Annotated in this window: 27 protein-coding genes and 1 pseudogene; 4 read left to right on the forward strand and 24 right to left on the reverse strand. The window is 70.0% G+C overall.

The genetic code is table 11. From position 1 onward, the window contains the following. Together OU415_RS30520 and OU415_RS30525 are read left to right on the forward strand one after the other, a co-directional pair. Positions 1–191, forward strand: a pseudogene (locus OU415_RS30520) (hypothetical protein); the annotation flags it as partial. Between the two features lie 39 nt (positions 192–230). Then, entirely contained in the window at positions 231–908 is a 678-nt protein-coding gene (locus OU415_RS30525) for a metal-dependent transcriptional regulator (RefSeq protein WP_408641940.1), read from the forward strand. Here the strand turns inward: OU415_RS30525 and OU415_RS30530 are convergent. Continuing rightward, positions 885–1,355, reverse strand: a complete 471-nt coding sequence (locus OU415_RS30530) for a hypothetical protein (RefSeq protein WP_270952864.1) — start codon at positions 1,353–1,355, stop codon at positions 885–887. The genes OU415_RS30525 and OU415_RS30530 overlap by 24 nt on opposite strands. Before the next feature lie 274 nt (positions 1,356–1,629). Here OU415_RS30530 and OU415_RS30535 point away from each other — a divergent pair, with 274 nt between their 5' ends. Continuing rightward, a complete protein-coding gene (locus OU415_RS30535; RefSeq protein ID WP_270952865.1) occupies positions 1,630–2,394 on the forward strand; it encodes a VOC family protein in 765 nt (254 codons plus the stop codon). A 10-nt stretch (positions 2,395–2,404) separates the two neighbouring features. On the opposite strand, the gene OU415_RS30540 is transcribed toward OU415_RS30535, so the two are convergent. The 6 genes from OU415_RS30540 to rpsB form a co-directional block, all read right to left on the reverse strand. Continuing rightward, the gene (locus OU415_RS30540) at positions 2,405–3,136 is read right to left on the reverse strand and encodes a class I SAM-dependent methyltransferase (RefSeq protein WP_270952911.1); all 732 of its coding nucleotides are present in this window, start codon (positions 3,134–3,136) and stop codon (positions 2,405–2,407) included. Further along, positions 3,136–3,981: a phosphatidate cytidylyltransferase gene (locus OU415_RS30545; protein WP_270952867.1), complete on the reverse strand. Its 846-nt coding sequence runs from the start codon at positions 3,979–3,981 to the stop codon at positions 3,136–3,138. The genes OU415_RS30540 and OU415_RS30545 overlap by 1 nt, the downstream gene beginning before the upstream one ends. A gap of 36 nt (positions 3,982–4,017) precedes the next feature. Continuing rightward, a complete protein-coding gene (frr, locus tag OU415_RS30550; RefSeq protein WP_270952868.1) occupies positions 4,018–4,575 on the reverse strand; it encodes a ribosome recycling factor in 558 nt (185 codons plus the stop codon). Between the two features lie 103 nt (positions 4,576–4,678). Beyond that, positions 4,679–5,428, reverse strand: coding sequence for a UMP kinase (gene pyrH / locus OU415_RS30555; protein WP_270952870.1), 750 nt, complete (start codon positions 5,426–5,428; stop codon positions 4,679–4,681). A gap of 338 nt (positions 5,429–5,766) precedes the next feature. Further along, positions 5,767–6,582: a translation elongation factor Ts gene (gene tsf, locus OU415_RS30560; protein WP_270952872.1), complete on the reverse strand. Its 816-nt coding sequence runs from the start codon at positions 6,580–6,582 to the stop codon at positions 5,767–5,769. Positions 6,583–6,764: 182 nt separating this feature from the next. Then, entirely contained in the window at positions 6,765–7,583 is an 819-nt protein-coding gene (gene rpsB, locus OU415_RS30565; protein WP_270952874.1) for a 30S ribosomal protein S2, read from the reverse strand. A 405-nt stretch (positions 7,584–7,988) separates the two neighbouring features. On the opposite strand from rpsB, the gene OU415_RS30570 reads away from it, so the two are divergent. After that, positions 7,989–8,531, forward strand: a complete 543-nt coding sequence (locus OU415_RS30570; protein WP_270952876.1) for a M23 family metallopeptidase — start codon at positions 7,989–7,991, stop codon at positions 8,529–8,531. Positions 8,532–8,600: 69 nt separating this feature from the next. Here OU415_RS30570 and whiG read toward each other — a convergent pair whose 3' ends face one another. From whiG to ffh, 17 genes are all read right to left on the reverse strand, one after another. Continuing rightward, the gene (whiG, locus tag OU415_RS30575; protein ID WP_270952878.1) at positions 8,601–9,554 is read right to left on the reverse strand and encodes an RNA polymerase sigma factor WhiG; all 954 of its coding nucleotides are present in this window, start codon (positions 9,552–9,554) and stop codon (positions 8,601–8,603) included. Next, entirely contained in the window at positions 9,529–10,503 is a 975-nt protein-coding gene (locus tag OU415_RS30580) for a tyrosine recombinase XerC (protein ID WP_270952879.1), read from the reverse strand. Before OU415_RS30580 ends, whiG begins: the two co-directional genes overlap by 26 nt. Positions 10,504–10,610: 107 nt before the next feature. After that, on the reverse strand, positions 10,611–11,768 hold the full coding sequence (gene dprA, locus OU415_RS30585; protein WP_270952880.1) for a DNA-processing protein DprA: 1,158 nt from the start codon (positions 11,766–11,768) through the stop codon (positions 10,611–10,613). Then, positions 11,768–13,285 carry a YifB family Mg chelatase-like AAA ATPase gene (locus OU415_RS30590; RefSeq protein ID WP_270952881.1) on the reverse strand — a complete coding sequence of 506 codons (1,518 nt, stop codon included), beginning with the start codon at positions 13,283–13,285 and terminating at the stop codon, positions 11,768–11,770. Before OU415_RS30590 ends, dprA begins: the two co-directional genes overlap by 1 nt. Continuing rightward, positions 13,286–13,687 (reverse strand): YraN family protein, encoded by a 402-nt coding sequence (locus tag OU415_RS30595; protein ID WP_270952882.1) that lies wholly within the window; start codon positions 13,685–13,687, stop codon positions 13,286–13,288. A 474-nt stretch (positions 13,688–14,161) separates the two neighbouring features. Next, positions 14,162–14,485 (reverse strand): DUF2469 domain-containing protein, encoded by a 324-nt coding sequence (locus tag OU415_RS30600; RefSeq protein ID WP_009943624.1) that lies wholly within the window; start codon positions 14,483–14,485, stop codon positions 14,162–14,164. 33 nt (positions 14,486–14,518) lie between these two features. Further along, positions 14,519–15,271 carry a ribonuclease HII gene (locus OU415_RS30605; RefSeq protein ID WP_270952883.1) on the reverse strand — a complete coding sequence of 251 codons (753 nt, stop codon included), beginning with the start codon at positions 15,269–15,271 and terminating at the stop codon, positions 14,519–14,521. 7 nt (positions 15,272–15,278) lie between these two features. After that, entirely contained in the window at positions 15,279–16,193 is a 915-nt protein-coding gene (lepB, locus tag OU415_RS30610; protein WP_270952884.1) for a signal peptidase I, read from the reverse strand. Between the two features lie 234 nt (positions 16,194–16,427). Beyond that, positions 16,428–16,784 (reverse strand): 50S ribosomal protein L19, encoded by a 357-nt coding sequence (gene rplS / locus OU415_RS30615; protein WP_270952885.1) that lies wholly within the window; start codon positions 16,782–16,784, stop codon positions 16,428–16,430. Between the two features lie 192 nt (positions 16,785–16,976). Further along, positions 16,977–17,768 (reverse strand): tRNA (guanosine(37)-N1)-methyltransferase TrmD, encoded by a 792-nt coding sequence (trmD, locus tag OU415_RS30620; RefSeq protein WP_270952886.1) that lies wholly within the window; start codon positions 17,766–17,768, stop codon positions 16,977–16,979. 61 nt (positions 17,769–17,829) lie between these two features. After that, positions 17,830–18,366 carry a ribosome maturation factor RimM gene (gene rimM, locus OU415_RS30625; protein WP_270952887.1) on the reverse strand — a complete coding sequence of 179 codons (537 nt, stop codon included), beginning with the start codon at positions 18,364–18,366 and terminating at the stop codon, positions 17,830–17,832. A gap of 5 nt (positions 18,367–18,371) precedes the next feature. After that, positions 18,372–18,611, reverse strand: a complete 240-nt coding sequence (locus tag OU415_RS30630) for an RNA-binding protein (protein WP_093146638.1) — start codon at positions 18,609–18,611, stop codon at positions 18,372–18,374. After that, on the reverse strand, positions 18,608–19,045 hold the full coding sequence (gene rpsP, locus OU415_RS30635; protein WP_270952888.1) for a 30S ribosomal protein S16: 438 nt from the start codon (positions 19,043–19,045) through the stop codon (positions 18,608–18,610). Before rpsP ends, OU415_RS30630 begins: the two co-directional genes overlap by 4 nt. Positions 19,046–19,268: 223 nt before the next feature. After that, positions 19,269–20,006: a CPBP family intramembrane glutamic endopeptidase gene (locus tag OU415_RS30640; RefSeq protein ID WP_270952889.1), complete on the reverse strand. Its 738-nt coding sequence runs from the start codon at positions 20,004–20,006 to the stop codon at positions 19,269–19,271. A 109-nt stretch (positions 20,007–20,115) separates the two neighbouring features. Then, the gene (locus tag OU415_RS30645; RefSeq protein ID WP_270952890.1) at positions 20,116–20,940 is read right to left on the reverse strand and encodes a CPBP family intramembrane glutamic endopeptidase; all 825 of its coding nucleotides are present in this window, start codon (positions 20,938–20,940) and stop codon (positions 20,116–20,118) included. A 90-nt stretch (positions 20,941–21,030) separates the two neighbouring features. Beyond that, positions 21,031–22,107, reverse strand: coding sequence for a metal-dependent hydrolase family protein (locus tag OU415_RS30650; protein WP_270952891.1), 1,077 nt, complete (start codon positions 22,105–22,107; stop codon positions 21,031–21,033). Then, on the reverse strand, positions 22,104–23,657 hold the full coding sequence (gene ffh, locus OU415_RS30655; RefSeq protein ID WP_270952892.1) for a signal recognition particle protein: 1,554 nt from the start codon (positions 23,655–23,657) through the stop codon (positions 22,104–22,106). Before ffh ends, OU415_RS30650 begins: the two co-directional genes overlap by 4 nt. Positions 23,658–23,750: the final 93 nt, after the last annotated feature.

A 23,750-nucleotide genomic window follows, 5' to 3' on the forward strand; every position in this document is an offset into this window, starting at 1 on the left:
CCTACCTGAGCTTCCACCTGGACACCTCGACCGGCGGCATGATCGTGGTGTGCCAGGCCGTGGTGTTCGCGCTGGTCTACCTCGGTGCGCCGGAACAGGGCTTGATCGCGCGGGCGGTGCGCCGCCGCGGGCTCGCCGCCGGGCGCGCGAACACCGGACTCGTGGGCAGCGCTGGCCAACCACCGTCATAAACGCACCGCAGGCGCCCGTATCGTGAAAGTATGACGAGTATGGCCGAGCGTCCGTCGCCGTCCGTCGAGGACTACCTCCGGGCGATATACGGGCTCAGCGAGCGGGGCGTGCCCGTCACCAACGCAACCCTGACGCAGCGTCTCGGGCTGAGCCCGTCCTCGGTGTCCGGGATGATCAACAAGCTGGACCAGCTCGGCCTGGTCACCCACGTCCGCTACCGCAGCGTCGAGCTGACCCCGGAAGGCCGCCGCCTGGCCCACGACGTGCTGCGCAGGCACCGGCTGATCGAGCTGTTCCTCGTCGAGGAGCTGAACTACAGCTGGGACGCGGTGCACCGCGAGGCCGACGCCTTGGAGCACGCGGTGTCCGACGAGCTCATCGCGCACATCGCGGCCAAGCTCGGCAACCCCACCCACGACCCGCACGGCGACCCGATCCCGACCGCGGACGGCCGGATGGAAGAACCGGCGACGAAGCTGCTGGACCAGGTCGAGCCCGGCTCGATCGGCACCATCGCGCGGGTCTGGGACACCGATTCGGAACTGCTGCGCTACCTCACCGAGCACGGCATGACGCTGGGCTCGCGCATCGAGGTCGTGGAGCGCAAGCCGTTCGGCGGGCCGCTGGTGGTGCGCGTCGGCGAACCCCCGAACGACGAAACGCACTTCGTGGGCAACGAGATCGCCGCGGCGCTATCGATCAGCGTGCACCGGTGAGCCGTCGGTGAACCGCGGGCCCACCGTGCGGGCGGTCACCACGCGAGCGCGTTCCGGCTGCTCGGCCGGCTCCTCGCCGTAGACCTGCTCGGTCACCAACCGGCCGTGCAGCTCGTCGGTCCGGTGCGCGCCCAGGACCGCCAGCAGCAGGTCGAACCGGCTGTCGGTCAGCGCGACCGCGACGTAGCAGAACCCGGCCAGACCGATGAACACCAGACCGGACACCCACAGCACCGGCGCGCCCTGCACCAGGAACATCACCGCGACGGCCAGCACCAGGGCGGATCCGAAGGCCACCCCGCGGGCGATGGACACCTGCTTCAGCATCGAGCGGAACGCGGGGTACTGCTCGCACAGCTGCCGCAGGATCCGGCTGCGCTCCCGGCGGTCCAGCTCCGCGAGCCGGCTCAAGCCCGCGGTGACCGGCTTCGCCGCGCGGTTGGCCATGGCTGCTCCTGTACCCCCGGGTGCTTGCACGATCGGGCACCCCGACACGCTGATCCGCACGCTGAGTGACCACTCCTAGTCGATCACGTGGACGGTCCAGGATCAAGGCGTCATTCGGGGGCGTTCGATTGCGGTAGGGGCACCGAAAAGTAACGCCACCGGGTGACAGTGCTCCGCTTGATCGACCGCCGGGGTTTTCCCGGCCGGGACGCCGGTCACCCTCCGAGGTAGCCGGGGTCGATGCGGAGCCCCGCGGAGCGCCGGAGGAGGAGCGATGGCCATCGCAAAGGGCGCGCCCGCCTGGGTGGACCTGGCCACCCACCAGGTGTCCGAGGTCCGGGACTTCTACACCGGTCTGTTCGGCTGGCACTGGATCCAGCGGCCGGACTACAACATCGCGTTGAAGGAGCACAAGCCGGTCGCCGGCGTGCTGCCGCCCGAGGTCGAGGCGCCGACCGCCTGGACGCTGTACCTGGAGTGCGGATCGGCCCGCCGCGCGGTGGAACACGTCCGAGCTCTGGGCGGGAAAGTGCTGGTCCCACCCACGGAAACGCCCGCGGACGAGATGTTCCTGGTCGCCGAGGACCCCACCGGCGCGGTGGTCGGCCTCTGGGAAGCACCGCCCAACGGCACGTTCGGCCGGGACCACGCCGGGATGCTCTGCTGGGCCGAGCTGCACACCCGTGACGGCTCCGCCGCCGACCCGTTCTACGCGGACCTGCTGGGCTACCGCCAGGAGCAGATCGGCGAGCCGGGCGACGGGTTCGACTACACCGTCTGGTACGTCGACGACCAGCCGACCGTGGGCCGCTACGAGACCAGCCTCACGCTGCCCGAGGACGTGCCCGCGCACTGGCAGCTGTACTTCCAGGTCAACCCGGACCACAACACCGATGAGGCGACCGCGAAGGCGGTCGAGCTCGGCGGCAAGGTCCTGCGCGAACCCTCGGACTCCCCGCACGGCCGCCTCGCCCTGCTCCAGGACGTCGTGGGCGCGACCTTCTTCGTCATCGACACGGCCCAGCGCACCGGCGAGTGATCGGCAGGGTTCAGGGCATCAGGAGGGTGGTCGGCTTCCGGCGGATCCGGACGCGGTAGCCGACCGGGACCGTGCAGCCGGCGGTTTCGCGGGCCGCGCGGGCGGCGACCTTCGCGGAGAACTCGATGCCCAGGACCGCTTCGAGGGACTCGCGGTCGTCGAAGCGCCACACGGTGTCCACCGAGGTGCTCTCGAAGTCGTGGAGCTGGAAGAACGACTCGATCGCGACCGGATCGACCTGCGGCGCGTCCGCCCGCATCCAGTCCCCGTACGGCGAGCTCGCAGCGTCCAGGTCGACGATCGCGATCACGCCGCCCGGGCGCAGCACTCGCTCCGCCTCGGCCAGCCCCGGCTCGCAGCCGGGGCCGAAGAAGTAGGCCGTCCGCGCGTGCACCAGGTCCGCGCTGGCATCGGCCAGCGGCAGCTGCTGCGCAGGCGCCTGCCGAACGTCCACACCGGGGATTCCGGCCACCCGGCGACGCGCCTGCTCGACCAGCGGCGGATGCGGCTCGACACCGATCACGGTGCGCGCCTCGGCGGCGAAGAGCGGCAGGTGGAAGCCGTCGCCGCAACCGATGTCGACGACGTCCCGATCAACCCAGTCGCAACGCTCCCGCAGCGCGCTCCACAACGCGCCGGTGGCGTCCTGCGCCCGGTTCTCGATCTCGAACAGCTCCGGCCAGTGCCAGATGTTGGGGCTCGGCGTCACCTGCGGCCGAGCCGGTTTCCGCCAGCCGATCATCAGGACGGGATCAGCCAGAAGAGGATCATCCACGCGGCTGCCGCGGATGGGAGGAGCGAGTCCATGCGGTCCATCAGGCCTCCGTGGCCGGGCAATAGGTTGCCCATGTCCTTGATGCCGAGGTCCCGCTTGATCAGCGACTCCATCAGGTCGCCCAGCGTCGAGGTGCACACCAGGGCCGCGCCGAACAGCACGCCCATCCACCACTGGCCGCCGAGCATCAGGCTCACCGACAGCGCGCCGGCCACCACGCCGGTCAGCATCGAGCCCGCGAAGCCCTCCCAGGACTTCTTCGGGCTGATGTTCGGCGCCATCGGGTGCTTGCCGAACAGCACGCCGAACGCGTAACCACCGGTGTCGGAAGCGACGACACCGATCATGAAGCACAGCGCGCGGAACGCGCCGTCCTCCGGCCGCACCAGCATCGCGGCGAACGCGGCGAACAGCGGGACGTACGCAGCGGTGAACACCGATGACGTCACGTCCCGCACGTAGCCGTCGACCCCGTGCCGGAACCGCCAGGCCAGGCAGGCCAGCACGGTGATCGCGAAGGCGACCAGCGCGCCGCGCAGCCCGAACGGCCAGGACAGCCACACCATGGCTTGCCCGCCCACCAGCACGGGGACGAGCGAAACCCTGATGTCGGCGCCGCGTTTGAACGCGCTGGCCAGCTCCACGCTGGAAACCGCCACCGCAGCAGCGACGATGCCGATGAACACGAAGCGCACCATCAGCAACGAGAGGATGATCGCGGCGCCGAGCACTACCCCGACGCCGATGGCGGCACGGAGATCGCGTCCGGCCCGGGAAGGACGCGAAGGCGGGTCCGGGGTGTCAGCGGACATTCCGGACTCACCTTCGCATTGGCCGGCCGTCACCACTCAGACCTCGAGCAGTTCCGCTTCCTTGTGCTTCACAAGGTCGTCGATCTGGGCGGTGTAGCGGTGGGTGAGGTTGTCGAGCTCCTTCTCACCCCGGGTGCCCTCGTCCTCGCCGGCCTCGCCGTCCTTGACGATCCGGTCGATCTCTTCCTTCACCTTGCGGCGAACGCCGCGGACGCTGACCTTGCCTTCCTCGCCCTTGGTCTTGGCGAGCTTGACCATCTCCTTGCGGCGCTCCTCGGTCATCTGCGGGATCGCCACCCGGATGAGCTGACCGTCGTTCGACGGGTTCACACCCAGGTCGGAGTCGCGGATCGCCTTCTCCATCGCCGCCAGCTGGCTGGCGTCGTAGGGCTTGATGACCACCAGCCGCGCCTCCGGCACGGAAACGCTGGCCAGCTGGTTCAACGGAGTCGGCGAACCGTAGTACTCGACGACGATGCCGGAGAACATCGCGGGGTTCGCGCGGCCGGTGCGAACGGTGGCCAGTTCGTCCTTGGCCCGCTCCACCGCCTTTTGCATCTTCTCCTCGCCTTCGAGAAGAGCTTCGTCGATCACGGCTGCTCCTTAAGTCTGTGCCGACCGGTGGACATTGCAAGTGTGGCGCGCGGTGCGCCGCCGTCCCACGGCGGGCCCGCGACCAGATCAGGATCCAGCACCGTCAGGCCGACGCGGCGGCCGGGGTGCTGACCAACGTGCCGATCTTCTCCCCACCCACGGCGCGGGCGATGTTGCCCTCTTCCAGCAGGTTGAAGACCAGGATCGGCATGGCGTTGTCCATGCAGAGGCTGAACGCGGTCGCGTCGGCGACCTTCAGGCCGCGCTCCAGCACCTCGCGGTGCGTGATGCTGTCGAACAGCTTCGCGTCCGGAGTGGTCTTCGGGTCCGCGGTGTAGACGCCGTCGACGGCCTTGGCCATCAGCACGACCTCGCAGCCGATCTCCAGCGCGCGCTGCGCCGCGGTGGTGTCGGTGGAGAAGTACGGCATCCCGGTGCCGGCACCGAAGATCACCACGCGGCCCTTCTCCATGTGCCGCATGGCGCGGCGCGGGATGTAGGGCTCGGCCACCTGGCCCATGTCGATCGCAGTCATCACGCGGGTGTCGATGCCGTGCTCGCGCTCCAGGAAGTCCTGCAGCGCCAGGCAGTTCATCACGGTGCCCAGCATGGCCATGTAGTCGCCGCGGGCTCGCTCCATACCGCGTTGCTGCAGCTCAGCGCCGCGGAAGAAGTTGCCGCCACCGATCACGATGGCCACCTCGACACCATCGGCGACGATCTCGGCGATCTGCCGGGCGACCGTGCCGACCACGTCCGGGTCGATTCCGACGCTGCCCCCGCCGAACATCTCACCGCCCAGTTTGAGCAGCACTCGTCCATAACCGCGCTGCGTCGGGCCCTCGTCGGTCACTGATTCCTCCTGCGAGGTTCTTAGCGGTCTGTGATCAATTCGCGTTGGTGGCACCTGGCGGAACCTCATGCGCCTTCTCGGCCGGGACGCGGCCGCCCTCGAGAAGACGCATGAGAACCCGCAGGTGGCGAGCCACCTGACGTCCAGTTCAGTCGAGCACGCCGAGCATCTCAACCGCTCGTCGACGCGGGGTGCTCTCTTGCGAAAGCGCCCCGCCTTCACGAAGGCGGGGCGCCGAAGCCGCGTCTGGCGGCTGCCAGGTCCACCTGCTCACCAGATCAGGTGAGCAGGTGGTACACCACTGGGTGCGATCCCGGCAGACCGCTCGCAGCAGCAGGTCAGGCCTGGCCGACCTCGAACCGGGCGAAGCCGGTGACCGTCACGCCGGCCTCGTCCAGCAGCGCCTTGACGGTCTTCTTGTTGTCCTGCACGGACGGCTGGTCCAGCAGGCAGTTCTCCTTGAAGAAGCCGTTCAGGCGACCCTCGACGATCTTCGGCAGCGCCTTCTCCGGCTTGCCCTCCGCCTTCGCGGTCTCCTCGGCGATCCGGCGCTCGTTGGCGACCAGGTCTTCCGGGACGTCGTCGCGGCTCAGGTACTTCGGCTTGAGCGCGGCGACCTGCATCGCGGCGCCGCGAGCGGCCTCCGCGTCGTCACCGGTGTACTCGACCAGCACGCCGACGGCCGGCGGCAGGTCCGAGGAGCGGCGGTGCAGGTAGGTGGCCACGGCACCGTCGAACTTGGTGACCCGGCGCAGCTCCAGCTTCTCGCCGATCTTGGCGGACAGTTCCTGGATGACCTCGGAGACGGGCTTGCCGTCGAGGTCCGCGGCCAGCGCGCTCTCCAGGTCACCGGCACCGGCGGCCCGGGCGGCAGCCGCGATCTTGTTGGCCAGCTGGATGAACTCGTCGTTCTTGGCGACGAAGTCCGTCTCGCTGTTCAGCTCGATCAGCACACCGCCGTCAGCGGCGACCAGGCCCTCGGCGGTGGCGCGCTCGGCGCGCTTGCCGACGTCCTTGGCACCCTTGATGCGGAGGCTCTCGACGGCCTTGTCGAAGTCGCCGTCGTTCTGGTCGAGCGCCTTCTTGCAGTCCATCATTCCGGCGCCGGTCAGCTCGCGAAGACGCTTGACGTCGGCCGCACTGAAGTTCGCCATCGTGCGTTATCCGTCCCTCTTGTTACGAAGCTTAGAAGGTCTTGCTGGCGGGCAGCGGTCCCGCGGCGTCCGATCCGCTCGGCGGGAACCGGTGCCCGACTCGGGCGATCACGCCCTCAAGTGTGACTGGCAAGCAGCCTGATCGCGCCCCGCGTCCGAAGCCGGACGCGGGGCGCGGTGGATCAGGACTGCGCGGGCTGCTCGCCGCCCTCGGCGGCCTGGCCGGAACCGGCCAGCAGCTCCTTCTCCCACTCGGCCAGCGGCTCGCCACCGGCCGGCTTCTCCTCGCCCTCCGGGGCGCCGTTGGTGCGGCCGCTGCGGGCCATCAGGCCCTGGGCGACACCGTCGGCGACCACGCGGGTCAGCAGGGCGGCGGAGCGGATCGCGTCGTCGTTGCCCGGGATCGGGTAGTCGACCTCGTCCGGGTCGCAGTTGGTGTCGAGGATCGCGACGACCGGGATGCCCAGCTTGCGAGCCTCGCCGACGGCGATGTGCTCCTTCTTGGTGTCCACGATCCACACGGCGCTGGGCACCTTGCTCATGTCGCGGATACCGCCGAGGGTCTTCTCGAGCTTGTCCTTCTCGCGGGTCAGCATCAAGATTTCCTTCTTGGTGCGGCCCTCGAAGCCCCCGGTCTGCTCCATGGTCTCAAGCTCCTTGAGACGCTGCAGACGCTTGTGGACGGTCTGGAAGTTGGTGAGCATGCCACCCAGCCAGCGCTGGTTCACGTACGGCATGCCGACCCGCTGGGCCTGCTCGGCGATCGCTTCCTGCGCCTGCTTCTTGGTGCCGACGAACAGGATCGTCCCGCCGTGCGCGACCGTCTGCTTGACGAAGTCGAACGCTCCGTCGATGTAGGTCAGCGTCTGCTGCAGGTCGATGATGTAGATGCCGTTGCGCTCGGTGAAGATGTAGCGCTTCATCTTCGGGTTCCAGCGACGGGTCTGGTGCCCGAAGTGCACGCCGCTGTCGAGCAGCTGCTTCATGGTGACGACGGCCATGGCCTGATTCGCACCTCGTGGGTCGGGCGCGCCGGTCGGCGCGCGATTCGGTTGCTGCGACGAGCCGGGTGACCCGCCGCCCTGGCACCCGCTCCCGGCCACCCCACCCGGCTCACGAGGAGCGCGGGACCGCGGGGCACCGGCACCCTGCTGGGGGCAGCAGCGTCCGAGGTGTTGAACTCGGTACTGAGCCACCCGGTGGCCGACCGGAAGTCCGGTCACCTGCGCAGGCGTGGTGTGCGGGCACGCGAAGTCGGTCCGTGCGGACACGAAACCGCGCCAACAGTGTACTCGACGCGGCGGCTGACCCGATCGTGGAGTGCGAGTTGTCCACACCAGCCCGGCTTGTCCACAGATTTCCGCTTCCCCCTGTTGCCGGCCCCGGTGCGCGGCCACTGTGGGGGCATGCGCCAGTTGATCACGTCTGCCCTGCTCTGCACCGGTATCGCCACCGCTGCGATCGGCCTGTCCACCGCACCCGAACCGGTCGCCCGGCCCGCCCCGGCAGCGTCCTCGAGAACCGCGGAGGGCCAGTTCGGCTGGCCGCTGGCCCCGCCACCCGCCGTCGCGCGCCCGTTCGAATCCCCGGAGCACGCCTACGGACCAGGTCATCGCGGAGTGGACCTGGTCGGCGAGGTCGACCAGCAGGTCCTGGCGGCCGGTGACGGCGTGGTCGTCTTCGCCGGCCAAGTGGCCGGTCGGAACCTGGTCTCGATCGAACACCCGCCCGGCCTGCGCACCACTTACGAACCGGTCCGCCCGACGGCGGCGGTCGGCGACCAGGTCACCCGCGGCCAACCGATCGGCTACCTCGAACCAGGCCATCCCGAGTGCACGGCACAACCCCCGAATGCCTGCCTGCACTGGGGAGCCCGCCAACACCTGACGTACCTGGACCCGCTCCGCCTCCTGGGCGGGGGTCACGTCCGCCTGCTCCCCTGGGACTGACGACGAGAGGTGGCGGTTCGCCGAGAACCGCCACCTCCCAACCCCACGGGCAGAACGCCGCAGGAAGGCTCAGGCTTCGGTCAACTTGGTGCGCAGGCGGAGCACTGCCCTCGTGTGGAGCTGGCAGACGCGGGATTCCGTCACGCCCAGGACCTTGCCGATCTCGGCGAGGGTGAGGTTCTCGAAGTAGTAGAGCGTGACCACCACCCTGTCGCGTTCGCTCAGGCGTTCCACCGCCTCGGCGAGCTGGCGCCTGCTGTCCCGGTCGACCAGGGCCGCCACCGGGTCTTCGGCCCGGTCGTCGGGCAGCGTTTCGGCCAGCGAGGCCTGCATCGGCCCGGCACCGATCAGGTCGTCGAGCGCGACCACGCTGGTCATCTGCAGCTGGGCGAACAGCTCGCGGAGCTCGTCGAGGGACAGCTCCAGCTCGGCGGCGAGTTCGGCGTCGGTGGCCGTGCGCTGCAGCTTCGCTTCCAAGCGTTCCAGTGCCCGCTCGACGTCCCTGGCCCGGCTGCGCACCGATCGGGGGACCCAGTCCTGGGCCCGCAGGTCGTCCAGGATCGCGCCGCGGATGCGCTGCATCGCGTAGGTCTCGAACTTCAGGCCCCGTTCGGGCTCGAACTTCTCGATCGCGTCGACCAGGCCGAAGATGCCGGACTGGATCAGGTCGGAGATCTCGACGTGCGAGGGCAGCCCGGTGCCCACCCGGCCCGCCACGTACTTGACCAGCGGCGCGTAGTGCAGCACCAAGCGGTCGCGCAGCTCCTGGTCGCGCCGTTCGCCGAACGCCTGCCAGAGCGCGACGATGCCCGCTTCGACTTCGTCGCCGCTGCGCTGGTCCCCGTCCGCGGCGGCCGCGGCTTCGGCCGCCAGGGCCAGCCCGCGGCGTCGCACGGACTCGTGCGCGTGACCGTTCGTCGAGCTGCCTCGCTCACGGGCGGTCACCGGCGCCGAGTTCGGTCTCGCGGCCACCGTGTCGGCGCCGCCCCCGGCATGGTCAGGAACGGGGGTGGGTTCGGTCATGGATCGCCTTCAGCCGTTCAACGGTCACGTGGGTGTAAAGCTGGGTCGTTGCGAGCGTAGCGTGACCAAGCAACTCCTGAACGCTACGGAGGTCCGCACCGCCTTCCAGCAAATGGGTCGCCGCTGAATGCCGCATGCCGTGCGGTCCGACGTCCGGTGCACCGGAAACGGTCCCGACCGCGTCGTGCACTGCTCGTCGCACCGTGCGCGGGTCGAGCCGTCCACCTCGAACACCCAGGAACAGCGCGGCACCGGAGCCCGCTCGGACCAGGTTCGGCCGTCCAGCGGTGATCCACCGGTCGAGCGCATCATCCGCGGGTAGGCCGAACGGCACAACGCGTTCCTTGTCACCTTTGCCGATCACCCGGATCACCCGGCGTTCGCGGTCCACGTCGTCGACGTCCAACCCGCACAGCTCGGCGACGCGAACCCCTGTGGCGTACAGAAGTTCGAGCACCGCGTGATCACGCAGCGCGACCGGATCGCCCTGGTCGGCTCCGGTCGCGGAGGCCTGCATCGCCGCACCCGCCTGGTCGGCGCGCAGCACTGCAGGCAACTTCCGCGGCTTGGCCGGCACGGCGAGCCGCGGCCCGGGATCGCTCGGCAGCAGCTCGGAGCGCAGCGCCCACGCCGTGAAGGTGCGGGCGGCAGCCGTGCGTCGAGCCATCGTCGAGCGGCTCGCACCCTGCGCGTGCTGGGCCGACAACCACTCGCGGAGCACGGAAATGTCCAGCTCCGCGAGGGTTTCCCGACCGGCCGCCCCGGACAGGTGGTCGAGCAGCGAAACGACGTCGCCCACGTAGCCCCGAACGGTGTGCACCGACAGCCCGCGTTCGGCGGCGAGGTGCCGCTCGAACCCGTCGACCGCAGCACCGAGCGGCTCGGGCAGTTTCGCCCGAACCGCGCGGAAATCGGGTCTTCGCGGTTCGGTGGAACGGGCTCGGGGCATGCCTCTGACGCTGGCCCTTGCACCGCCACCGGTCAAGCATCGCCACGCCGAATCATGATCACTCGACCGCGATCAGCTGCTCAGCCACCGGTGTCGCAGATGTGACCTCATCGTGCGACCGACCACCCCCGATCCGAGCGAACCGCGAACCCGGACATCTCCAGCTCCGGGAGCAGCGCCCGCACTTCACCCAGCGGCAGGCCGCAGTCCCGCGCGAGTTCGTCCGCGCTGGCCCCTTCCATGCCGCGCAACGAGTCGTGCAGGCGTTGGGCGTGCGGTTTCAGACCGTCGGTCCGGCGGTGCGTTCCAACGGTTTCGACCGGTCCCGGCGAACCGATGGGGCTGACGGCCTCGACGACCTCCTCGATGCTGGTGACCAGCACTGCTCGCCCCGAGCGCACCATCCCGTGGCACCCCACCGAGTTCTTCGAGGTGATCGGTCCGGGCACCGCAAGCACGGGCCGCCCCAGCGAATCGGCCGTGTTCGCGGTGTTGCCCGCTCCGCTGCGCGCCCCGGCCTCCACCACGACCGCAGCCCGGCCGGAAGCCGCGATCAGCCGGTTGCGCACCAGGAAGCGGTGCTTCCGCGGCGAAGTACCTGGCGGGTACTCGCTGACCACCGCACCTTGCTCGGCCACCGCGCGCAGCAAACGGCCGTGCCCCGCCGGGTAGTCGACATCGACTCCGCAGGCCAGGAACGCCACTGTCCTGCCACCAGCGGCGAGGGCGCCCCGGTGCGCCGCACCGTCGATGCCGTACGCAGCACCGGAAACCACGGTGAACCCGGCTTGCGCCAGCCCGTGGCCGAACTCGGCCGACACGTGCTCGCCGTAGCCGGAGGCCGCTCGAGCACCGACGACGGCGACCGCCTGGTCCAGCGCCGTCGCCAGGTCCGCTCTGCCGCGCACCCACAGCGCGATCGGCTCGGCCACTTCCGGGAGCCCGACTTCGCGCGCTCCGGCCAGGTCCTCGAAGGCGCTGTGCGGCCACTCGTCGTCTTCAGGCACCACGAGCCGGGCACCGGCTACCTCCGTCGCGTCGAGCAGCTGCTCGGCGGACACGTCCTCGCACCGGGCCTCGACCTCGGCCATCACGTCCGGCGGTGCCTTCCCCCGCTGGATCGCCTCGACCACCCGCTGCGGGCCGTGCCTGGCGACGAAGCCGGCCAGCGCGGGCGCCGGTGGTTCGGCGACCGCCGCCAGGAATGCCCTCGCCAGCAGCACTTCTCGCTTGGTCTTCGCACCCAGCTTCGCCCAGTCGGCCATCAAGCCGCCCTCCTGTCCCGGAACTCCAGCGCCGCCGCCACGTGCTCGGCGTCGGGCCGCTCCTTGCCGTCGAGGTCGGCCAACGTCCACGCCACCCGCAGGCACCGGTCCGCGCCGCGGGCGGTGATCGCCCCGACCTCCAATCCGCGATCGAGCAATCCGGTGACCTCGTGGGGCAGCGCGAACTCGCGCCGCAGCACCGGTCCCGGGACTTCGGTGTTGGTCTGCCAGCCGTGCTCGGACCACCGCTCCCGCGCGGAGGCCCGCGCCTGCGCCACCCGCTCCCGCACGACGGCGGTGCTCTCCGGTTCGACACCACTGTGGACGGTCATCGCGGTGATCGGGCGCATCCGCACCCGCAGGTCCACCCGGTCCAGCAGCGGGCCCGACAGCTTGCCGAGGTAGCGCCGCCGAACCTGCGGCGGGCACTGGCAATCGAGTTCCCTGGCAGGCGCGCACGGGCAGGGGTTCGTGGCCAGGACCAGCTGGAACCTCGCGGGATAGCGCAGGGTTCCGTCCCGCCGGGCCAGCCGGATCTCGCCTTCTTCCAACGCCGTGCGCAACGCCTCCAACCGCTTCGGTCCGAGCTCGCACGCCTCGTCCAGGAGGAGAACCCCTCGGTGCGCCCTGCTGACCGCGCCCGGCCTGGCCAGCCCCGTGCCACCGCCGATCAGCGCTGGGACGGACAGCGACGCGTGCGGCGCCACGAACGGCGGGGTCCTCACCAGGGACGCCGAGCCGGAGAGGTCACCGGCCACGGACCGGATCGCCGTCACCTCCAGCGCCTCCGTCCCGCTCAGGTCCGGCAAAAGCCCGCACAACCGCTTGGCCAGCATGGTCTTGCCCGTACCGGGTGGACCGATCATCAGCAGGTGGTGTCCGCCCGCCGCAGCGACCTCGAGCGCCCAGCGCGCCTCGGGCTGACCGAGCACATCGGCGAGGTCCGGCGCGTCCTCGACCGGAAGCTCGTCCACCGGCGGCGGATGTCGGGCCAGGTCGCCGAGTTCGCGCAGCCAGGCCACCACGTCGCGCAGGTGCGTCGCGCCCAGCACCTCGATGCCGTCCACCAGGAGCGCCTCGCCCAGGCACTCGGCCGGCACCACCGCCCGGCGCATGTTCTCCTTCCGCGCGGCCAGCAAGGCGGGCAGCAGGCCGCGCACCGGGCGGATCCGGCCGTCCAGCGCCAGTTCTCCGAACAGCACCGTTCCGGCCAGCCGGTGCGGCGGCACCAGCTCCGCCCCGGCCAGCACCGCGCAGGCCAGGGCCAGGTCGTAGGAGGTCCCGGCCTTGGGCAGCGCGGCCGGGGACAGCGCGAGCGTCACGCAGCTCGCCGGCCAGTCCTCCCGGCAGTTCTGGATGGCCGCCCGCACGCGGTTCTTGGACTCCTGCAACGCGGTGTCGGGCAAGCCGAGCAGCTGCAACGACGGCAGGCCGCCCTTGCGCACGTCCGCTTCGATCTCGACGAGCACGCCGTCCACACCGAACAGCGCGACCGCCCAGGTCCGCCGCAACGCCATTCAGAACACCCCCTCGAGGTGCTGGAGGAGCACCGGCTGCCCCGGGGGCCACAGGACCGAGACGAAGTCGAACCGGACCGAGCACCCCACCAATTCGCGTTCGGCCAGCCACGCCCGCGCGGCATTGCGAATTCGCCCGATCTTCTCCGCGTTGAGCGCGTAGCGCGGACCGCCGTAATCGACTCCGGAACGCGTCTTCACCTCGCAGAACACCACGGATTCGCCGTCCGCTGCGACGATGTCGAGTTCTCCGTGCGGGCACCGCCAATTCCGGTCCAGCACGGTCATTCCCCGGTGTTCCAGCAATCCGGCGGCTAACCGCTCCCCCTCCAGCCCCAGCGCATGCCGGCCGTCACCAGCGCTGACATCGCTCAGCGGGCCCACGATCTTCTTGCGGCGCACGACTTCCTCCTCGGCCTGGCGTTGCGGGACTTCCCGCGCTCGGACAGCACCGGTCGGCGTTCGCGAGGGGTTTTCCCGCAGCACGACAACGGATCCGAGAACGGGTGGATGTCTCCGATGATCCCGAAAATCACGCCGATCGCCAGCACATTTCGGCATTCCCGGCCAGATGGATCACCTGTGGAAAACTCGGCTCACACGAATGAGTGGGAAGCGCTGAAAAACCACGGGAGAACGCGAAAAAGAATCTGCGAATACAGCCGATCGGCCAGAAAACAGCGGAAAACTGCAGCCGATCAGCTCAGTTCACCGGACATATGGCCAGGAACGCACCGAAGGCACGACACGCCACCGGCGTGTCCGCAGCTGCAGGTCCACGGAGTTCACGGGGCGAGCTGGGCCGAGCGCGCGCACAAAAAAGCTCGGGCGGCCGTCTTGAAGACGACCGCCCGAGCAGCTGATCCGGTGCTGAGCTCAGGAACCGAACGGACCGCTCTCCGGCAACCGGAGATCCGGCTTGTCCAGCTCCTCCACGTTGACGTCCTTGAACGTGATCACCCGGACGTTCTTGACGAAGCGCGCCGGGCGGTACATGTCCCACACCCACGCGTCCGACATCGCCACCTCGAAGTAGACCTCCGAGTCGGAGTTGCGCACCTGCACGTCCACCGCGTTGGCCAGGTAGAAGCGCCGTTCGGTCTCCACGACATAGGTGAACTGCCCGACGATGTCGCGGTACTCCTTGTAGAGCTGCAGCTCCATCTCGGTCTCGTACTTCTCGAGATCCTCGGCGCTCATCGCTGTGCGAGCCCTTCTGCGTTTCCGATCGGACTACAACACCTCATTGTCCACCACTCCCCCCTCAGAAGCATCGAACAACCCGGGCTTGCTGCTCACCGCGCGCGGCGAGCGCAGGCCGTGCCGCTGCGCGGCGGCCACCACGTTCGCATAGGACCAGCGGTGCTCCCGGCAGGGCCCGTGCTCGGCCAGCCGCGCCGAGTGCAGCGGCGTGCTGTACCCCTTGTGCACGTCGAACCCGTAGTCAGGGAACTCCTGGTGCAGCTGCTCGGCCATCAGCCGGTCGCGGGTCACCTTCGCCAGCACCGACGCCGCCGCCACGCAGGCGGCCACCAGGTCGCCCTTCACCACGGCCACGCTGGGCGTGGCCAGGCCCTGCACCCGGAATCCGTCGGTGAGCACGTAGCCGGGGTGTTCGGAGAGCCGGGCGACCGCGCGCCGCATGCCCTCCAGGTTGGCCACGTGGATGCCGAGCGCGTCGACGTCCTCGGCGGGGATCACGACGGTGGACCAGCTCAACGCTCGCTCGGTGATGCGGTCGAACATCAGGTCCCGGTCGGCCTCCGACAGCACCTTCGAGTCGGTCAGGCCCTCGAAGCGCTGACCGTCGCCCGGCTTCAGGACGCACGCGCCCACCACCAGCGGTCCGGCGCACGCCCCGCGCCCGGCCTCGTCCACGCCTGCCACCGGCCCGAGGCCGCGGCGGTCCAACGCGCGCTGAAGGGCCCAGTTGCCGCTGCTGCGCCGGATCACCGACCTCGGCGGCCGGAACTCCGCCACCGTCACGTCAACGTCACTCCGAGGCTCGTCCCTTGCTCACCACACCGACGAGCCTACGACCCAGCCACACCGTCGGGAACGCCGCCGCCACCCCGAAGCCGACCGGCACCCCGGTCTGCCAGGCGGGCGCGCCCAGCGCGGTGGTCTGCGGGTCCGGATCGGCGATGCCCTGCCAGCGGGTCGGCGGCAGCACGATGAACTGCGCCTTGCCGATCACGTTGTCCACCGGCACGGCGCCGTTGAGACCGCCACCGCCCTGCACGCGGGAGTCGGCCGAGTCGTTGCGGTTGTCACCCATCACCCACAGGTGGCCCGGCGGGACGGTGACCTCCTTGAACTCCTCCTGGCCGACACCGCGGCCCGGCTCCCAGTACAGGTAGGGCTCGTTGAGCGGCTTGCCGTCGACCAGAACGCGGTTCTGCGCGTCGCAGCACTCCACCTTCTGGCCGCCCACGGCGATGACGCGCTTGACGAAGTCCTTCTCGTCCGGGGCGCCGAAGCCCAGCAGCGAGGCCGCGCCCTGGAAGAACCCGGCCACCGGGTTCGAGGGCTCCTCGGTGCGGAACTCGTTCTGCACCCACGGCTGCGGGCCGCGGAACACCACGACGTCGCCCGGCTTCGGGTCGCTGAACCGGTAGGTGATCTTGTCGACCAGCACCCGGTCGTTGTTGCAGCCGGTGCACCCGTGCAGGGTCTGCTCCATCGACTGCGACGGGATCACGTAGACCCGCGCGATGAACGCCTGGATCAGAACCGTCAGCACCAGGGCGGTGACGATCAGAATCGGCAGCTCGCGCCAGAACGAGCCCTTCTTCTTGTTCTTGGGCTTGCGGCTGCGAGAGCCTTCCCCCGAGTCGTCCGGAGCACCGCTGTGGTGCTCGGCCTCGTGGGGCTCCTCCGCTGATCCGCTGCGCATGACGTCGGCCACCTGGCCAGGCTACTGGAACAGAAACAGGGGCCGTCGTGCTCCCCCGCTTCGGAGCGCCCGGAGAAGGCGCCATGACGTGCTCTTTTCCGGTACGTCCGAGTCGGGAACCACGGCGTCCGCGGCTCGAATTCGTCACTGATCACCCGAACGTGCAACGCCGTGCGGCACCGGGAGCGCACAAAAGGAACAGCCCGGATGCAGGGCATCCGGGCTGTTCGCAGTACGTCCGTCCGATCAGGAAGCGGCGGTCTCCCGCTTCTCCTTGATCTTCGCTGCCTTGCCGCGCAGCTCGCGCAGGTAGTACAGCTTCGCCCGCCGAACAGCACCGCGCGCCACGACCTCGATCTGCGCGATGTTCGGGGTGTGCACCGGGAAGGTCCGCTCCACACCGACACCGAAGGAAACCTTGCGCACGGTGAAGGTCTCCCGGATGCCATCGCCCTGCCGGCGGATGACCACGCCCTGGAAGACCTGAGTCCGCTCGCGCGAACCCTCGATGACGCGGACGTGGACCTTCAGCGTGTCACCGGGCCGGAAGGCCGGGATGTCGGAACGCAGCGACTGGGCGTCCAACGCGTCCAGGGTGTTCATCGGTGGTCCGTCCTCATCCGTGTCGAAGGCAGCCCGTGTTCTCGCATGTCGATGACCCGATCTAACGGGCACCGCCTGACACGGGGTGAACTTGCTTTGTGCGCACGCCGAGCGATCTCGCCCGGCTGCGTCAACCGTTCCAGTGTGCCAGATCCGCTTTCCGGGGTCTCAACCGACCCCACCGACGCGGGGTCAGCGAGATGCTTCTCCGGCATTCCGGGACTCGTCGGAGTGTTCCGACTCCTGCAGCTTATCGAGTTGCGCTCGGTCCCTCTTATCCAGGGCCCCCTCCGGCAGCTCTGCCAGCAGTTCCGGGCGCCTGCGGTAGGTGCGTTCGAGGGCCTGGTCCCGCCGCCAGCGGTCGATCGCGGCGTGGTTCCCGGACCGCAGCACGTCCGGCACGGCGCGCCCGCGCCAGACCTCGGGGCGGGTGTAGCAGGGCCCTTCCAGCAGGCCGTCGGAGAAGGAGTCCTGCTCCGCCGACAGCGGGTTGCCCAGCACCCCCGGCAGCAGGCGCGCCACGGCCTCGATCATCACCAGCGCGGCGACCTCACCGCCGACCAGCACGTAGTCGCCGATGGAGACCTCCTCCACCGGCATCCGGGTGGCCGCGTCGTCGATCACCCGCTGGTCGATGCCCTCGTACCGGCCGCAGGCGAACACCAAGCGCTGCTCGGAGGACCAGCGGATCGCGGTGGCCTGGTCGAACGGCCGCCCGGCCGGCGTCGGCACGACCAGCCGCGGCATCGGCTCCTCGGTCCCGCAAACGGCGTCCAGGGCTTCACCCCAGACCTGGGGCTTCATCACCATGCCGGGGCCGCCGCCGTACGGGCTGTCGTCCACCGCGCGGTGCACGTCGTGCGTCCAGTCGCGCAGGTCGTGCACGCCTACGGCGATCCGGTCGCGCTCGATGGCCTTGCCCAGCAAGGCCTCCCGCAGCGGGTTGAGGTAGTCGGGGAAGATCGTGATGACGTCGATGCGCATGGTGCCCTCGAAAAACGGAAACGCCCCCGCCGAACGGCGAGGGCGGAATCTTCAGCTGCGATTATTCGTCGAGCAGGCCTTCGGGCGGGTCGATGACCAGCTTCCCGGCGGCCAGGTCGATCTCGGGCACGATCTCGGCCACGAACGGCACCAGGACCTCGCGGTCGTCGGCCGTCCGCAGGGCCAGCAGCTCGCCCGCGGGTGTGTGGACGACATCGCTCACCTCGCCGACCTCTTCCCCGGAGACCTGGACGGCCCGCAGTCCGACCAGCTCGTGGTCGTGGAACTCGTCCGGGTCATCGGTGGGTTCGAGGACGTCCGCGGTGACGGTCAGCGTCACGCCGCGCAGGTCCTCGGCGGCCTCGCGGCCGTCGACGCCCTCCGCGCGCAGCAGCAGCCGCCCGGCGTGCGGCCGGGCGGCTGCCACGGTGAGGTTCTGCCCGCGGCCCTTGCCGCGGCGCTGGGTCCCGAGCACCGAACCGGGTGCGAACCGCAGCTCGGGGCTGTCGGTGAGCACCTCGACGACGAGCTCTCCCCGCACACCGTGCGGTCGGACGATGCGCCCCACGGCGAGGGTCTCCTGCTCGGGATCAGCCATGGCGCTCAGCGGTCGGTGTCGACCACGTCGACCCGGATGCCGCGGCCACCGATGCCGGACATCACGGTCCGCAGGGCGGTCGCGGTGCGACCGCTGCGGCCGATGACCTTGCCCAGGTCGTCGGGGTTCACGTGCACCTCGAGGGTGCGACCGCGCCGGGTCGTGAGCAGCTGAACGCGGACATCGTCGGGGTTGTCGACGATGCCGCGCACCAGGTGTTCAAGCGCGTCCGCGAGGACCGTCACGCCTGACCTTCCTCGGACTTCTCCTCGGCCTTGTCCTCGGCCTTCTTGCCACCCTTCTTCTTCGGGGTGGTGGCCTCGACGGTGGGCTCCTCGCCGGCGGCGGCCAGCGCGGCCTCGAACAGCTCCTGCTTGCTCGGCTTCGGCTCGGCGGTCTTCAGCCGACCCTCGGCACCCGGCAGGCCCTTGAACTTCTGCCAGTCGCCGGTGATCTCCAGGATGTTCTGCACCGGCTCGGTCGGCTGCGCCCCGACACCCAGCCAGTACTGCACCCGCTCCGAGTCGACGACGATGCCGCTCGGGTTCTCCTTCGGGTGGTACTGGCCGATCGTCTCGATGGCCCGGCCGTTGCGGCGGGTGCGGGCGTCGGCGACGACGATGCGGTAGTGCGGCTCGCGGATCTTACCGATCCGGGCAAGCTTGATCTTCACAGCCACGGGTGCTGGTGCTCCTCAGACTCTCGTTCGTGCTCCGGTGAGCACGCCGAACCACGTGGGGTGGCGATTCGGAATGCTCGTAGGTCAAATGGCCACAAGCGGTGAGAGGGACCCCTCGCGGCGAACAGCTAACCATTCTGCCAGATCCGCAGCCTCCAGCAGTCCCGGGGTGGTCCGGAAGTAAACGATCTCGTTCTGCCCTGCCGGATCCGAGCCCGGCCGGTCAGGCGGGGAGGAGGCCGAGGGAGACGAGCAGCAGGCCGAGGGCCGGGAGGAAGTTGTTCACCTGGTGGGCGACCACGCTGGCGGTCAGGCGGCCGGTGACCATGCGGGCCACGCCGATCGGGATCGCGATCACCAGCAGCAGCGCCGTGCGCTGGGGTTCCAGGTGCCCGATCGCGAAGACCGCGGTGCTGAGCAGGAACACGTTCAGCTGGCTCCAGCGCATCCGCTCCATGGCGCCCCAGAGCAGACCGCGGTAGAGCAGCTCCTCGCACAGCGGCGCGATCAGCCAGATGTGCAGGAACACCACCACCGCGGCGATCGGGGGCAGCTCCACCCCGTCGAGCACGCTGCTGACCGTCGAGTGGGCGTTGTCCTGCCCCACCCACTTCGCCCACAGCATGGTCGCGATGGTCGTGGTGACCAGGCCGATGCCGCCGATGAGCAGGCCGGTGGTGACGTCCGACCAGCGCCACTCCAGACCGAAGTCCAGCCGCGGGCCGTTGCCGCGCACCACCGTGATCAGGACCGCCAGCGCCCCGGCGATCACCGTGGGCAGCACCAGCATGATCACCAGCGTCAGGGCGTCCGGGCTGCCGAGCGCGGCGGCCAGCACCACCGACACCAGCACGAAGACCACCTGCGTGAGGACGAACGCGCCGAACCCCCACCGGTGGGTGCGGGCGGGTGCGCGTTCCGGTGCGTCCTCGGCTGGTTCTGGCTGTTGCGTTTCGTTCACGGGCGCCTCCGTGGTGCCGATCGGCGGCGTGGCGAGCCCGTGGCTGATCGCTCGCGGGCACCGGCGAGCCGCCAGGTTACCGCTATCGGCGCCTTGCGCGGCAGCGATTTCACCTGGCCACGGCGAACAGCAGGAGTGCGGGCAGGAAATTGTTCGTGGCGTGGGCGATCATGCTGGTCGCCACCCGACCGGTGATCATCCGCGCCGCGCCGATCGCGAGACCGCCGACGAACAGCACCGGCGTGCGCCACACCTCCTGGTGGATGAGCGCGAAGATCAGCGCGGTCAGGACCAGGATCGCGTAGCGCGGCAGGCGGTAGTGCTCCAGCGCGCCCCACAGCGCGCCGCGCATCAGCAGCTCCTCGGTCAGCGGCGCGCCGAGGAAGGCGAACAGCGCGAACAGGAAGAGCCAGATCGTGCGCTCCCCCTGCATCAGCCGGGTGAGATCGGTCTCCGGCGGCGGGCCGGAGACGGCGATGATCACCAAGGTCAGCAGCCAGGACCCGATCAGGGCGGCGAACCCGCAGGCCACGCCCACCTTGAAGTCTCGCTTCTTGGGCACGATGCCGAAGTCCGAGCGCAGGCCGCGGCCGCGCCACCAGGAGAACACCGCGGGCACCAGGCCGAGCAGGACGTTCGGGGCGAAGGCGAGCAGCAGCAGCGGACCGGTGTTGGGCGGGGTCGTCGGGTCGAAGCCGCCGTGCCGCTCCGGCCGGACCGCGGTGAGGACCAGCACGCACAGGTAGTAGCCGCCGTAGCCGATGAAGAACGCGGCCAGGCCCCACGCCAGCGAGCCGCGGCGCGCGGCCTCCAACTGGGCCTCCCAGTACGTCGGGTGCAGGTCCTGGTCGACGCCGTCCTCCGCCGGAGGCGTCGGTTGCGCGAGCGGGTCCTGCCCGTTCTCCGGCGGTTTCCGTTCCGGCTGGTCCCCCACTGCGCGCTCCCCTCGACGCCTCAACCCTAAGCGCTCGAAGAGTTCGACGCCGATCAACCACCCGGCCCTGACCTGGTGGTTCGAAGATCGTCAGGCGCCGACGACGTTGCCGCGGAGAACGATGCGGACGGGGTTGCGGAGCTCGGTGAGGTCCTTGCGGGGGTCGGCGGCGTAGCAGACCAGGTCCGCCGGGGCGCCGTGCTCCAGGCCGGACCAGCCCAGCCACTGGCGGGCCTCCCACGACGCCGCGCCGATGGCCTGCTCGGTGGACATGCCGACCCGGTTCAGCGCGATGACCTCCTCGGCCAGCACGCCGTGCGCGATGCCGCCGCCCGCGTCGGTTCCCGCGTAGACCGGGATGCCCGCCTCGATCGCCTTGGCCACCGTCCGGTCGGCCCGCTCGTACAGCTCGGTCATGTGCGAGGCGTAGGTCGGGTACTTGGTGGCCGCCGCCGCGAAGGACGGGAAGTTCTCGATGTTGATCAGCGTGGGGACCAGCGCGGTGCCGCGCCGGGCCATCAGCTCGATCGTCTCGTCGGTGAGACCGGTGCCGTGCTCGATGCAGTCGATCCCGGCCTCGATCAGCCCCGGCAGCGCGTCCTCGCCGAAGACGTGCGCGGTGACGCGGGCGCCCAGCCGGTGCGCGGTCGCGATCGCCTCGCGCAGCACCTCGTCGCTCCACAGCGGAGCCAGGTCGCCCACCGAGCGGTCGATCCAGTCCCCGACCAGCTTGATCCAGCCGTCGCCGTAGGCCACCTGCTCGGCGACCGCGGCCGGCAGCTGCTCCTCGTGGTCGAGCTGGTCGGCCAGGTACGGGATGTAGCGCTTCGGGCGGGCCAGGTGGCGGCCGGCGCGGATGATGCGCGGCAGGTCCTCGCGCTCCTGCAGCGGCCGGGTGTCGATGGGCGAGCCGCAGTCGCGGACCAGCAGGGTGCCCGCGTCGCGGTCGAGCTCGGCCTGTGCGACCGCGTCGTCCAGCTCCACCGGGCCTTCCGGTCCGATGCCAATGTGGCAGTGCGCGTCGACCAGGCCGGGCAGCACGAAACCGCCGTCGAAGACGGTTTCGGCGCCCGGCACCGGGTCGAGGCTGACGCGCCCGTCGCGAACCCAGAGGTCGCGGTGCTCCCCGTCGGGGAGGACCACTCCGCGCAGGTGCAGCGCGGTCACTTCTTCTTGCCGTTTCCGAAGTTCAGCTTGGACGGGTCGAAGCCGGCGGGCAGCTCGTTCATGCCGCCCTCCAGCTTGGACAGGTCCGGGCCGCCGGGGGGCATGCCGGGCATACCGCCGGGCGGCATGGCCGGGAAGCCGCCGGGCAGGCCGCGCATGCCCTTCGGCTGCGTCGGGCCCTTGCCCTTCTTGCCCTTCTTCCCCTTCTTGCCCTTGCGGTTCTTGCTGCCCCCGCCACCGCCGAAGCCGAACCCGCCGGCCATCTGCTGCATCATCTTGCGGGCTTCGAAGAACCGGCTGACCAGGTCGTTGATGTCGCTGACCGTCACGCCGGAACCGCGGGCGATGCGCTGGCGCCGGGAGGCGTTGATGATCTTCGGGTCGGCCCGCTCGGCGGGCGTCATGCCGCGGATGATCGCCTGGATGCGGTCCAGGTGCTTCTCGTCGAAGTTGGCCAGCTGGTCCTTCATCTGACCGGCGCCCGGCAGCATGCCCAGCAGGTTCTGCAGCGGGCCCATCCGGCGCACCGCCTGCATCTGCTCGAGGAAGTCCTCCAGGGTCAGCTGGCCGGTGCCGAGCTTCTCCGCGGCCTTCTCCGCCTGCTCCTGGTCGAAGGCCTGCTCGGCCTGCTCGATCAGGGTGAGCATGTCGCCCATGCCCAGGATCCGGTTGGCCATCCGGTCCGGGTGGAAGAGGTCGAAGTCCTCCAGCTTCTCACCGCTGGAGGCGAACATGATCGGCTGACCGGTGATCTCGCGGACCGACAGCGCGGCACCACCGCGGGCGTCGCCGTCGAGCTTGGTCAGCACCACGCCGGAGAAGCCGACGCCGTCGCGGAAGGCCTCGGCGGTGTTGACCGCGTCCTGACCGATCATCGCGTCGAGGACGAACAGGACCTCGTCCGGGGTGATCGCATCCCGGATGTCGGCGGCCTGCTTCATCATCTCCTCGTCGACGCCCAGCCGGCCGGCGGTGTCGACGATGACGACGTCGTGCTGGGCCCGGCGGGCCTCGTCGATGCTGCGGCGGGAGACCTCGACCGGGTCGCCGACGCCGTTGCCCGGCTCGGGCGCGAACACCGGCACCCCGGCGCGCTCACCGACGACCTGGAGCTGGTTCACCGCGTTCGGGCGCTGCAGGTCGCAGGCCACCAGCATCGGCGTGTGGCCCTGCCCGAACAGCCACTTGGCGAGCTTGCCCGCCAGCGTCGTCTTACCGGCACCCTGCAGACCCGCCAGCATGATCACCGTCGGCGGGGTCTTGGCGAACTCCAGCCGCCGGGTCTCGCCGCCGAGGACGGTGACCAGTTCCTCGTTGACGATCTTGATGACCTGCTGGGCCGGGTTGAGGGCCTGGGAGACCTCGGCGCCCTTGGCCCGCTCCTTGACACCCTTGATGAAGCTGCGCACCACGGGAAGCGCCACGTCTGCTTCGAGCAGGGCGATGCGGATCTCCCGCGCGGTGGCGTCGATGTCCGCGTCGGACAGCCGCCCCTTGCCGCGCAGGTTCGTCAGGACCGAGGTGAGCCGGTCGGAAAGAGTGTCGAACACGGGTTCACGGGCTCCAGAGTCGATGGATTACCTATGCGAGGGTAACTGCCCCCGCCCGGGGTCCGGTGCGGGCTGGGCAGCGCAATCGCGGAA

Source organism: Saccharopolyspora oryzae (assembly GCF_027853915.1).
GTDB lineage: Bacteria > Actinomycetota > Actinomycetes > Mycobacteriales > Pseudonocardiaceae > Saccharopolyspora > Saccharopolyspora oryzae.